The following is a 12,484-nucleotide window of genomic DNA, read 5'->3' on the forward strand; positions in this document are numbered from 1 at the left end:
CCTCCTTTCCGCTACGAGGAGACTAGCTTTTTTTCCGTAAATCTGATGGGGACATGCCAAAGTATCCTTGAAACTGGGTATAAAAATAATTCAAATTCGGATACCCGACACTATGCGCAATACTGGAAATCTTCTCGTTGGTGGTCAGGATCTGTTCCTTCGCTTGCAGCATCCGGTAAGCCATCAAATACTCCGAAAACTTCATGCGGGTTTCCTTTAGAAACAGCTGCCCCAGGTACGTGCTGTTCATGCGAAACCGCTCAGCTACCGACTTCAGGGTAATGTTCTGAGCGTATTCCGCCTTCACCATCAGCAATATGCGGTTCGTAAGCTTGGACAGTTCCTCGTAAGGAATGCCCAGGATCGGGTCTATATTCAGATCTTGCTTGTGAATCCCGTCCAAGTCCCCGTTCAGGTCCTCCACAATGATCTTCTCAATCACCGTCTGCAGCTTGGAACGATCGACGGGCTTGAGCAGATAGTCCTTCACGCCGCAACGGATCGCCGCTTGGGCATATTCAAACTCGCTGTACCCGCTCATAATGATATATTGGGTTGGAAGACGCAGCTCATTGAGCTTTTGGATAATCTCATAACCGAGATCCGGGCCGATACGTACGTCGAAGATAGCGATGTCCGGTATAATCTCCACAGATTTAGCGATCGCATCTTCCCTCGTTTCACACGTCTCGATCAGGTGGAAGCCGTACTCTTCCCAATTCAGGGTTCGCTTCATCCCCTCCAGAATCTGCGGTTCATCATCTACGATCAGAAGTTTGTACATCCTGCAGTCACCCCTTTGAGATGATTACGGTAATTTTGACTCCTGCTTCCTCATTATTCTCAATTTCCATCCGAAAAGCGTCCCCATAGAAAAAGCTCAGCCGAGTATACACATTCCTTAGCCCAATGCTCCGAACGGGGGCATCCTCTCTGCTGTAAAGACATCGTCTCACTTCCTCCAAGCGCGCTTCAGGTATACTTTTGCCATTATCCACAAATTCCAGAACGAAGCGCCCTTCCTCCTCCCAGCCATTCACGACGAGCAAATTAAATTCACTGCTCGGATTAAAGCCATGCACGAAGAAGTTCTCAGCCAGCGGTTGCATCCAAAATTTCACCGTGGATATGGCAAGCAGCGGCTCTTCCACATCAATTTGATAATAGAATCTTCCCGGATATTTGAGCTCCATGATGCTTAAAAATTTCTGCAGCAGCTCCAGTTCTTCGCCGATCGTAATAATATTATCTTTGTGGACGATATCGCGGTACAAGGAGCCTAGGGTCGCGATCGCATCCGCAGTATCCACGTCCTTGTGCAACAACGCGGTAGATCGAATCGACTCCAGCGTATTATAGAGAAAATGCGGGTTGATCTGATGCTGAAGCGCTTTCATCTCGGTTTCCTGCTGCTTGAGCTTTAGCAAATATTCCGTACGGATATGTTTGTCCAGCTCATGAACCATATCGTCCAATTCCCGGGCAATCATCCCGTACTCGTTACGGCGATATCGGGCAGGGGAATTCGGTGTGAAATCGGCCGTTTTGACCCGTTTAATGGAATTGATAATATGCTTCAAAAATCTGGCGTCGTCTCGCATGTTGTAGCTGATGAGCATCAGAACGCTGATCATGGCCAGCAAGACACTGCCAACGATGGTGGCTAGTATGCCCGCTTTCTCACGCATCAGATGGGACAAGTCCACAAGCATGATCAAACGGTAATCAAACTTCGTGGAATGGAAGTTCATGAAGAAGACATTTTTTAATCCGCCAAGGGAAGAAAATCCGCTGTTGCGGGTCTCTTCAGCGGCGCGCAGAATCATCTCCTGCGTTCCGTGATCCATCCCGGTGATCATGTACACTTCACCCGTACCACTGACGGCAGCGGCGATATCCAATTTATAGCCAAGAATCTTTCGGAATAACGGTTCGCTGCCAATCAGGAAGCGAAATTCCCCAATCTGACGAGAGATTTGGTTTGGATCGGACAGCTTCTTCCGGTACACAAATCCTTTCTCCAATTTCTCGCGAAAAATCTCATCCGTATTCGGAACGCCAAACCGAAAGCTGACATTGCCGCTGTTGCTAAACCGCACGAGGTTGGCCCCGTTCTCGGTATGCAAACTGACTTGCGTGAGATCCCCCTTCATCGAGCTGTATAAGAAGGCCCTCATATCTTCAGGGAAGGAAACCAACGGCTCATTATACAAGCTGTATTCCAGTCTGCTCGTCAGATACCCTTCCGCCGTGTTTCCCAAGAAATATCGGACATCCGTCATCAAGCGGTCATTGGAATAGATCCGCTGCATATAAGCCTCAATACGATCGGTATCATACTGCAGTTCGCTCTCGACCCGGCCGAAGGCGCTGACCGCCTCGTTACGAGCCCCCTCGATCCACTGATAGATGAGCACCGCGCAGGTCATAAGGCCCAGCACGAGACCGATGGCTACGACAAACACCGTATAGGCAATGAATTTGTTGCGATAGATTTTAATCTGCCAAAAGGAACCCACTCCCGCGCCTCCTTCACCGTTAGTCTTGCGGCGCTGATTCCATTGCCCTCATTCATTCCCATTATATCATCATATGGGAAAGCCCGAACGGGGAATCCTCCTCCGTCCGGGCTCACTTACTCGGGCTTTATTTCTTATTGAAAGAAGGCATCGATTTGCTCTTGAGCTGCCTTCATGATCGTATCCATCCCGGCTTTCTTAAGTTCTTCAACAATCTTCGGTACCATCTTCTCCGGATCGGATGCGCCCGTCAGCAACTCGTAACGGTATTTATCCCATGTTGCTTTTACGTTCGCCACTTCCGTTTGCAGATTCGTTGTGTCGAGCGAGAAGCCCAGCAAGGCCGAAGCTGTTGCTTGTTCGTTCAGCTTTTGAACTTGTTGCCATTGATCTTCTGGAGCCCCTTTGGTTGTTGCCATGTTGAAGAATGTGCCTTGCGTATAAGCGGCCAGCGGCCAAGTATCGGAAATCCGTTCAACCACTTTCTCGCCATCTACTTTCACATAGTCCACGCCTTCTTCACCAAAGGCCAGCATGTTACGCAGCTTCGGATCCGTATTCACCAGCTCCAGGTATTTCAGAGCTTCCTTCTTATACTTCGAGTTCGCCGAGATTCCGTTGAGCGAACCTTGAATCGTAGCCGTCGTATAGAGCGGACCATAAACTTGCGTCATATCGTACTTTTCGACACCTTCGTTAATTTGCCAAGTGATATCCGCGCCTGGGAAGCCTTGCGCACTGAAGAATGGACGGCCTTTGTCGGCTTCAGGCTTGGTTGGAGCATCTGGATTGATAATGCCATCCTTGTACCATTGGTGCAAAATCTTCAATTCATCCATGATATCTTGCTGTTCCAGTACGGATACGACCTGACGGGAAGCGTCGTCTACCTTCACGCCAACCGGAGGGAAGCCCAGTGCAAGATCATCGTACCGGTTGAAGAATCCGTTAAACCCATCGCCTTGCGTCAGTGGCAACGGATAGAAGCTCTTGCCTTCGCCTGCTTTCATATCGTGGAACGGTTTATCCAGATCCTTCAACGTCTTGATGTTGCTTAAGTCGATGCCGTATTTATCAACATATTTGTGGTCGAACACCCAGTATTGGGTCATCGAAGAATCCTTATAGGTTGGCACAGCATAGATTTTGCCGTCAACCTTCGTCCCATCCCATACTTTCTCTGGAATGAAGTTGTACAGCTCCGGCGTCTCACTTTGCACCAGCTCGGTGATGTCCGCCAATGCGCCCATCGTCACTTGCTGATTGTATTTGGAGACGTTGGTAAACAGAATGTCGAAAGGTTCACCCGTATTTACAATCGTATTGATTTTGGTGTCCCACTCGCCCCAGCTGGCTACCTTGATATCTACTTTAACGCCAATTTTCTCTGCAGTGTATTCATTCATCGCTTCGACGGCTTTCTCGAAGTTATCCGGAATTTGTCCGCCAATCGTCCACCACACCAAGGTCGGGATTTCCCCAGAACCTGTTGTTGTCGAGTTATCTGTAGAGGTGTTGGAAGAAGTGTCCGATGGCGTATTGCTGGACGACGAAGAATTGGAGTTTGAACCGCCGCCGCAAGCCGCAAGAACGGACAAGAAAAGCATCACAGCACATAGAGTAGAGATGAGCTTCAAAGACCTTTTCATAGATATATCCTCCCTTTGAATATATATTTCATAAACTGAGACAAGCTCAGCTTATTTCGCATTAGCCTTTGACCGCACCTACCGTCAACCCGGAAATGAAGTAGCGTTGGAAGAACGGATACGCAAAGGCGACAGGAAGCACGATAACGATAGCTACTGCCATCCGGGCCGATTCCTTAGGCATCGTGGCCACCAGCTCGGCGTAGCTGATCCCCAGGCTCGAGGCATTTCGAGCCAGCGCGTCAACGTTGCTCATCAAGTTATTCAGCAGCGCCTGCAAGGAATACAGGTCCTGATTGTTGATATACAACATCGATTGGAACCAGTCATTCCAGTAACCAAAGCATAGGAACAAACCAATCGTAGCGATCACCGGCAACGAGATCGGCAGGATGATCGAGAAGAAGATCCGGAGTTGGCCGGCCCCGTCGATTTCCGCGGATTCAATTAACCCATCCGGAATCGTGCTTTTGAAGAACGTTTTACAGATGATGACATTAAACGAGGAGACCGCCAGAGGCAGAATCAACGCCCATACCGTATCTTTCAAACCCAGCATATTCGCATTGATATAGTAGCTGGAGACCAAACCGCCGTTAAACACCATCGGAATAAAAACGACCCAAGTCAGGAACCCCTTCAGCTTATAGTTCGGCCGGGACAGAACGTACCCCATTGAGGTGGTGAGCAGAATGCCCAGCACCGTTCCGACGATCGTAACGAAGACCGAGATCCCTAACGCCTGCAAAATGACCGTTCCTTGCTTGGCGATATACCCGTAAGCCTCTCCCGAGAACGCCGTTGGGATCAGGTGATACCCGTTCTCCCGGATCGATTGCTCACTGGACAGCGAGATCGACAACACCACCAGCATCGGCACGACGCATATCAAAGCCAGGAAGAAGAAAAGGAGATGAAGGAGCACGTTCACCCCTTTACTTGGACGATTAAATCGGTCCAGGCCGTTTTCATACACCGTTCTTGCTGCCATATCTGCACCTCCTTAAATCATCGCGCTGTCAGGATCGATTTTGCGAACCGTCCAGTTCGCGGCCAGAATCATCAGACAGCCCAGAACCGACTGTACGAAGGCTGCTGCCGAGGCCATCCCCACCGTTGCGGTTTTCAACTGCTTGTAAACCATAACATCAATGGTTGTGGTCACATTAAACAGGGAGTTGGAATCCCGCGGCACCTGGAAGAACAGCCCGAAATCGGTATAGAAAATGCGTCCCACCGCCAGGATGAACATCATGACGATGACCAGCTTCATCAGGGGAAGCGTAATGAACCGGGTCTGTTGCCAAAGGGTGGCGCCGTCGATGACGGCCGCTTCGTAGTAAGTTTTATCGATACCCGCGATGGTCGCCAAATACACAACCATGCCGTAGCCGAGTCCCTTCCACACATTCATAAAAATCAAGAAGTAAGGCCAATATTGCGGTTCCATGTACCAGTTAATGGGATCTACTCCCCAACCGGCCAGCATTTGATTCAAAATCCCTTTATCGAAGCTCAAGAACGCCCAGCCCACAGCCGAGACGACAACCCAGGAGAGAAAGTACGGCAGGAACATCATCGTTTGATACGCCTTGCCTGCCTTGCGGTTGTGAAGCATCCCGATCATCAATGCCAAGGCTACAGGGATCACAATTCCAAGAACGATAAAAATAATGTTGTAGCCGATCGTGTTTCGGATAATGATCCAGGCATCGTTGGACTTGAATAGGAACTCAAAGTTCTTGAGACCTGCCCATGGGCTCTTGAATACATTGCTCAGAAAACCGCCGGTGATTTTGAAGTTCTTGAAGGCAATGATGATACCGAACATCGGCAGGAAGCTGAACAAGATGTACCAGATTGTAGTTGGCAAAGCCAACAAGGTCAGCTCCGTGTCTTGCTTGCGCCAACGCGTCCGTAAGCGCTTTCCATTTAGCTTCGAGTCCATACGCGGTCACCTCTTTCCACTTCAGCTTGTTTTGTTCTGGATACCCTCATTTTATTGGAGAGATAGCGCTTTCATCCAGACAACAAACTTGAGACCATAGTCAAAAAACGTTAGGTTTACACACCAAAAAGGCCCGCTCAATGAGCGGGCTTTATCGATAACGCCATATTTTATTGATTGCGAATCAGGTAATCGAAGGCACCTAATGCTGCCGTCGCGCCAGATCCCATGGAAATGATGATCTGCTTGTAAGCCGTATTCGTGCAGTCGCCGGCGGCAAATACGCCTGGAATCGTTGTAGCTCCGCGGTTGTCGACGATGATCTCGCCCATCCGGGTGCGTTCCAGTGTGCCTTCCAGCCATTCGGTGTTCGGTACGAGACCGATTTGAACGAATACGCCTTCCAGCTCCAGATGCTTCTCTTCACCGCTTTCCCGGTCGATATAGGTCAGTCCGTTCACCTTGCTGTCGCCTGTGACTTCCTTCACTTGCGCGTTCTTAATTACAGTCGCATTTGGCAAGCTGTTCAGACGATCTTGCAGAACCGAGTCTGCTTTCAACTCTGACATGTATTCAAGCACGGTTACATGCGATGCGATGCCCGCCAGGTCGATGGCTGCTTCTACGCCGGAGTTCCCTCCGCCAACAACAGCCACACGTTTGCCTGCGAACAGCGGACCGTCACAGTGCGGGCAATAAGCCACGCCTTTGTTCTTGAATTCCGCTTCGCCCGGTACATTCATGTTGCGCCAACGTGCCCCTGTGGAGATGATCACGGTCTTGCTCTTCAGCACAGCACCGTTCTCCAATTCCACTTCAACCAAGTCGTTCTTGCGAAGACTCTTCGCCCGTTGCGACGTCATGATGTCGATGTCATATTCCTTCGCATGTTCTTCCAAGCTTGCTGCGAGCTTCGGACCTTCGGTATATTTCGTACCGATCAAGTTCTCGATTCCCAAGGTGTCGTTGACTTGGCCGCCGAAGCGTTCTGCCACGATTCCGGTACGAATGCCTTTGCGTGCAGCATAAATCGCTGCGCTGGCACCGGCAGGTCCGCCCCCGATCACAAGCACGTCGAAAGGTTCTTTGCCTTCAAACGCCGACGTGTCCGAGGCACCCAATTTCGCCAAAATATCCTCGACGGACATCCGGCCATTGCCAAACAACTCGCCGTTCAAGAATACCGTTGGCACAGCCATAATCTCTTTGCTCTCGACTTCATCCTTATAAGCCGCGCCGTCGATCATGGTATGGGAAATACCAGGATTTAGTACGCTCATCAGGTTCAACGCCTGAACGACGTCCGGGCAGTTGTGGCAGGACAAGCTCACATAGGTTTCAAAGCGGTATTCGCCTTTAATCGCTTTGATTTGATCAATGATATTTTGCTCTACCTTAGGTGGTCTTCCGCTGACTTGCAACAAAGCCAGTACCAGGGAAGTAAACTCATGGCCCAGAGGAACACCGGCAAAGGTGATGCCGGTGTCTTCCCCAACGCGATTTACGCTGAAGCTTGGGGTTCTGGGTAAACTCGTTTGCTCGACGGTAATTTTATCCGACATGGTGGACAACTCATTCACGAGGTCCAGCATCTCGTTCGAAACCGCATCGGTTCCGGCACTGACTTTCAGCAGAACATTCCCTTCCAGAAGCTGAAGATATTGCTCTAATTGTTGTTTAATGTCTGCATCCAGTTTCATAGTCGGTCTCCTTAGATTTTGCCTACCAAGTCAAGGCTTGGTTTCAAAGTAGCGGCGCCCTCTTTCCATTTCGCAGGGCACACTTCACCTGGATGGTTGTGAACGTATTGAGCAGCTTTGATCTTGTCGATCAGCGTGCTTGCGTCACGTCCGATACCACCAGCGGTAATTTCAATCGCTTGGATCACGCCGTTCGGGTCGATAATAAAGGTAGCGCGGTCAGCTACGCCTTCTTCTTCGATCAATACATCGAAGTTACGGGAAATTGTGTGAGTTGGGTCACCAATCATAATGTAAGTAACCTTGCCGATCGCTTCGGAGCTGTCATGCCATGCTTTGTGCACGAAATGGGAGTCCGTGGAAACGGAATATACTTCAACGCCAAGCTCCTTCAGAGTAGCGTAGTGATCTTGCAAGTCTTCCAGCTCAGTTGGGCATACGAAAGTGAAGTCCGCTGGATAGAAGCAAACAACGCTCCATTTTCCCTTGAAATCTTCGTTGGAAACCTCGATGAATTTCCCGTTGTGATAGGCTTGCGCTTTAAAAGGCAATACTTCTTTTCCAATCAACGACATGATTTGAACTCTCCTTTTATCTTTATTGTTTTCTTCTGGTTATTTATATTAATTATTATATGCTAATGATTCTCACTGTCAATTCAGTTCATCAAGTCTTCATAATTAATATACCCGGAATAGCCGAATCTAACCCCAGGCCGACAGACGCGTTCGCTCCCCTAGCGCCAAACGTTTTGATCGTACACTACTGATTTCCACCCAAAGGCCGGGAAATCCTTTCTTTCCGGTTATAGAATTATTTAATGAGATCTTGGTTTGATCTTTGAGCAGCCTAAAGCTATCAAAATATGAAAACCAAGCTTGAGGGGACGGGGAATGAAACCCATCTTCTCTCTAAAATACTCCCACGCCGGGCGATTCCCCCGTCTTGAGTTGCACTCGCCGCAGGAGGCAATAAGGTTGCGCGGCAGATCCGAACCGCCCTTGCTGGAGGGGATCAGATGATCCACCGTTGTTGCAGGCTGTCCGCACCATAGGCAAGTGTAACGGTCTCTTTTTAAGGCGATCTTCCGATATTTCCGGAACAGAAAAGGGTTGTATAACAACTGAATGGTCTGCTCATTAATCCAAACGGCACGCGATCGATTCACCTCCCGCCAAGCTCGGTCCAGGGTACAAGGGGTTAATTCCCGACCATCTGTATTCAGTACCGTAATCATCACCAGCTCCTCCTTAACGATAGGGTCTCTCCGACAGGGCCAGACATTCCCTCATCCCCTTGGAACTTCGTTCCATATAGAAAAAAGCACCCCTAAGGGTGCTAACTATAAAGCGATTATTCCATTAATCATCCTCCGGCAAGCTCTCGACTGCCGTAAAGAAAACATCAAGCAGCTCCATCCCAAAATTCGTTCTGACATATTCAGAGATCCGATCCAGCTCTTCCCGGCTGTCATACTCCAGGCAGGGACGCCCTTCGCTCCACAACACCCGGCATGTAAATAAACTCCGAACCTTCTCAATGACCACGTCTTGATCTACGGGTCCCCGATGAACAGCCATACTACTTGCCCCTTTTTACCAATGTGATTCCTGCGGCCTGTGCCGCTTCATTATTATCTAAAATTTTAACGACTGTCATCTATGATAATCCTCACATGGGCGAATATCGGCTTAGGAAGTACTTTGAAGCACCGTCTCTTGCTCCACCGGCTCTACCTGATCTTCCCCCTCGAAATTCTCATCCTGCTGGTAGTATTCTCGAAGCTCATCCTGGGCAGTTTCCTCCGCTAACGGCACGCAGTGACGATAGGCGGCACGGCTGATGACATGGGCGGCCACCGGAGCCGTCAGAAAGACGAAGAAGATCCCCAAGATCAGGCGAATACTGAAATAGCCTTCGGCGATGATAAAATACAGCAAAGTGCCAACCATAGCGCACAGCACACCCAATGTAGAACTTTTCGATGCAGCATGAGACCTTGTGTACACATCCGGTAAACGCAAATTGCCAATCGCGCTAATCAAGCTGAAGACAGCCCCCGCGAGGATCAGAATCGCCCCTACAACTTCACCGCTTCCGCTCAATGACCGCACCCCTTTCCATAAACCGGGCAAACGCCACCGTTCCGATGAAGGATAAAATCCCAATCAGCAAGATAAGATCAAAGAACGCATGCGTATGCAGCAATACCGAGAATACCGCGATACTCGCAATTAAATTGATGCTGATGGAATCCAGCGCCATGATCCGATCCACACTGGACGGACCTTTGACGACGCGGTACAAGTTAGCTAAGATCGCCGCCAGTAACAGACATAACGCGATGATCAAGATCGTCTGAAAAATCATTTCCGGGTCACATCCTTTATCGCTTTCTCGAACACGGATTTGGACTTCAGTACCGACTCTTTGGACTCTGGCATATTCAGTCCGTGAATGTATAGTGTCTTCGCATCCGGGGTAATCTCCATCACAACGGAGCCCGGTGTCAGACAGATCAACAAGGACAACAGGGTCACTTCCAAATCCCCTTCCAAATCCGTCTCCACCTTAAAGATCCCCGGCTTCACATCGACTTTGGGACGGAGCACGTGCTTCATCACCATCATCGACGAGATCACCAGTTCATAAATGAAGATCACAAATAGCTTGCCTACCGCTGCCAATGTAAAGAGGTAGAACGGCTTATTAAAGAAGCGGCGGATGCAAAATAGGATAAACACCCCGGCGATGTAACCGCCAATAAAGTTGATAATGCTCGTTTCATCCTGCAGAAACATCCACAGATAAGCAATAAAGATGTTAAGCAGCACCTGAATGGGCATGGCTGTCCCCCCTTTAATCCATCACAGCATGGATATATCGATTTGGATCAAGCAATTCCTGTGCCGCTTGGGTCACATAACCCGCCACCCCTTCAGCACCAATCCCTAAAGCCAGGCTAGCAGCGGTCAACAGCGCGATCGGAAGGATAAGCCCCTTGGTCGTACCCTTCTCATCATCGACGCACAGAATGGTCTCCCCCCAGAAGACGCTCATGAACAATTTGATCATGGAATATAGAATCAACATACTGGCGGCCAGACCGATGCCCCCTAGCCAATAATCCCCAGAATCGAAGGTTCCTTGAATCGTAAACACTTTGCCGAGGAAGCCGCTGAGCGGGGGAATGCCCACCATCGATAATGCGGCGATCAGGAACATCCAACCTAATTGTGGGTGAAGTCGAATCAGACCACTGATGTTTTGTAACCTGCTGGTCCCCGTCAGATAGACCACCGTCCCGCCGATGAGAAAGATCAAGGCCTTGATCAGAATATCGTGCATCAAATAGTAGATAGAGCCCATCATGCCTTCCTCTGTCATCGAGACCAGACCAAGCAGGATAAACCCAACACTGATAATCACATTGTAGGTGAGGATTTGCTTCAAATCCCCGAAGCCTACCGCCCCAAGCCCTCCAAGAATCATCGTTACCGCCGCCAAGATTCCTATGGTCAAATGAGTGATCTGCGGCTCATGATAGAAGATGAGCGTAAACATCCGAAAGATGGCATAAATCCCCACCTTGGTGAGTAGCGCCGCAAAGATGGCCGCAATGGCGGTAGGCGGTACGCTATAGGAACCTGGCAACCAGAAGAAGAGCAACAACCCAGCCTTTAAGGCGAACACGATCAGGAACAGCAAGGCTACGGTGGTAATCAACCCGTCCTGACCAGCCTCAGCGATCCGGATCGACAAGTGGGCGAGGTTTAACGTGCCTGTCATCGAATATAAGTAGGCAACCCCCATTAGGAAGAACGCCGAAGCGATAATGTTCGTGAAAATGTATTTTAGCGCTTCACGAAACTGCCGCCGTGCTCCCCCCATCGTGATCAACACATACGACGCGACCAGAAATACTTCGAAGAAGACATATAAATTAAATAAGTCCCCTGTCAGAAAAGACCCGTTCACGCCGGCAATCAAGAACAAAAACAACGGATAAAAATAGAGCTTCTCCTGTTTCCGCCCGATCGACGGGAAGGCATACAGCAAACACCCGATCGAAACCACCGAGGTGGCAAGCAGCAGTAACGCGCTAAACATATCGCCAACGAAGCTAATGCCGTAAGGGGCTTCCCAACCGCCGAGCTGCAGCGTCTGAATCCCACCCGTCTGGATCTGGTGAATGAGCAGGATGGATACCGCACACGTCGCCAACAGAGCAAGCAAGCTAAGGAACCGCTGAAGCCGGAGGTTTTTTTGAAAAACAATGAGAAGCATCCCCATGATCAGGGGAATAATCACCGGACCAATCAACCAGTTATTCATGCTCATGTCCCCTTAATCGCTCCATGTCATCTGTCCCGAAATGTTGATAGGCCCGATAACATAAAACTAAAACCAGTGCCGTCACGGCAAAGTTAATGACGATGGCCGTCAAGATCAAAGCTTGAGGCATCGCATCTGTAAAACCGGCTTCCTTCTCGCCCAACAGGGGGGCGCTCCCCCGCTTCAGCCCGCCGGAGGTAAGCAGCAATAAATTTACCGCATGGCTCACAATCGACGTTCCCAACACAATGCGAAGCAATTGCTTGGATAAGATCAAATAGGTGCCGATCGATACGAGTATCCCGACGAGTATGACGATGAGTGTCTCCATAT

14 protein-coding genes are annotated in these 12,484 nt (G+C 49.6%); all 14 read right to left on the reverse strand.

The window, feature by feature from the left end:
- Positions 1-22: 22 nt before the first annotated feature.
- Entirely contained in the window at positions 23-784 is a 762-nt protein-coding gene (locus RW092_RS13670; RefSeq protein WP_016313882.1) for a response regulator transcription factor, read from the reverse strand.
- 7 nt (positions 785-791) lie between these two features.
- Positions 792-2,519 (reverse strand): sensor histidine kinase, encoded by a 1,728-nt coding sequence (locus RW092_RS13675; protein WP_085169396.1) that lies wholly within the window; start codon positions 2,517-2,519, stop codon positions 792-794.
- A 134-nt stretch (positions 2,520-2,653) separates the two neighbouring features.
- Positions 2,654-4,168: an ABC transporter substrate-binding protein gene (locus tag RW092_RS13680; protein ID WP_028538592.1), complete on the reverse strand. Its 1,515-nt coding sequence runs from the start codon at positions 4,166-4,168 to the stop codon at positions 2,654-2,656.
- Positions 4,169-4,229: 61 nt separating this feature from the next.
- On the reverse strand, positions 4,230-5,159 hold the full coding sequence (locus tag RW092_RS13685; RefSeq protein ID WP_016313885.1) for a carbohydrate ABC transporter permease: 930 nt from the start codon (positions 5,157-5,159) through the stop codon (positions 4,230-4,232).
- Positions 5,160-5,171: 12 nt separating this feature from the next.
- Complete coding sequence (locus RW092_RS13690) at positions 5,172-6,116, reverse strand: ABC transporter permease (RefSeq protein WP_016313886.1); 945 nt, start codon at positions 6,114-6,116, stop codon at positions 5,172-5,174.
- A 170-nt stretch (positions 6,117-6,286) separates the two neighbouring features.
- A complete protein-coding gene (ahpF, locus tag RW092_RS13695) occupies positions 6,287-7,816 on the reverse strand; it encodes an alkyl hydroperoxide reductase subunit F (protein ID WP_316010470.1) in 1,530 nt (509 codons plus the stop codon).
- Between the two features lie 11 nt (positions 7,817-7,827).
- Entirely contained in the window at positions 7,828-8,391 is a 564-nt protein-coding gene (gene ahpC / locus RW092_RS13700) for an alkyl hydroperoxide reductase subunit C (protein ID WP_028538594.1), read from the reverse strand.
- A 242-nt stretch (positions 8,392-8,633) separates the two neighbouring features.
- The gene (locus RW092_RS13705) at positions 8,634-9,053 is read right to left on the reverse strand and encodes an HNH endonuclease (protein ID WP_085169398.1); all 420 of its coding nucleotides are present in this window, start codon (positions 9,051-9,053) and stop codon (positions 8,634-8,636) included.
- A gap of 124 nt (positions 9,054-9,177) precedes the next feature.
- Complete coding sequence (locus tag RW092_RS13710; protein ID WP_085169400.1) at positions 9,178-9,396, reverse strand: hypothetical protein; 219 nt, start codon at positions 9,394-9,396, stop codon at positions 9,178-9,180.
- A gap of 111 nt (positions 9,397-9,507) precedes the next feature.
- Positions 9,508-9,921, reverse strand: a complete 414-nt coding sequence (gene mnhG, locus RW092_RS13715; protein WP_036625680.1) for a monovalent cation/H(+) antiporter subunit G — start codon at positions 9,919-9,921, stop codon at positions 9,508-9,510.
- Positions 9,905-10,186: a Na(+)/H(+) antiporter subunit F1 gene (locus RW092_RS13720; RefSeq protein WP_016313892.1), complete on the reverse strand. Its 282-nt coding sequence runs from the start codon at positions 10,184-10,186 to the stop codon at positions 9,905-9,907. Before RW092_RS13720 ends, mnhG begins: the two co-directional genes overlap by 17 nt.
- Positions 10,183-10,662 carry a Na+/H+ antiporter subunit E gene (locus RW092_RS13725; protein WP_028538598.1) on the reverse strand — a complete coding sequence of 160 codons (480 nt, stop codon included), beginning with the start codon at positions 10,660-10,662 and terminating at the stop codon, positions 10,183-10,185. Before RW092_RS13725 ends, RW092_RS13720 begins: the two co-directional genes overlap by 4 nt.
- A gap of 13 nt (positions 10,663-10,675) precedes the next feature.
- A complete protein-coding gene (locus RW092_RS13730; RefSeq protein WP_316010471.1) occupies positions 10,676-12,151 on the reverse strand; it encodes a Na+/H+ antiporter subunit D in 1,476 nt (491 codons plus the stop codon).
- Positions 12,144-12,482 (reverse strand): Na(+)/H(+) antiporter subunit C, encoded by a 339-nt coding sequence (locus RW092_RS13735; protein WP_028538600.1) that lies wholly within the window; start codon positions 12,480-12,482, stop codon positions 12,144-12,146. Before RW092_RS13735 ends, RW092_RS13730 begins: the two co-directional genes overlap by 8 nt.
- Positions 12,483-12,484: the final 2 nt, after the last annotated feature.

The sequence above is a fragment of the Paenibacillus sp. 3LSP genome (assembly GCF_032465655.1).
Classification (GTDB): Bacteria; Bacillota; Bacilli; order Paenibacillales; family Paenibacillaceae; genus Fontibacillus; species Fontibacillus barengoltzii.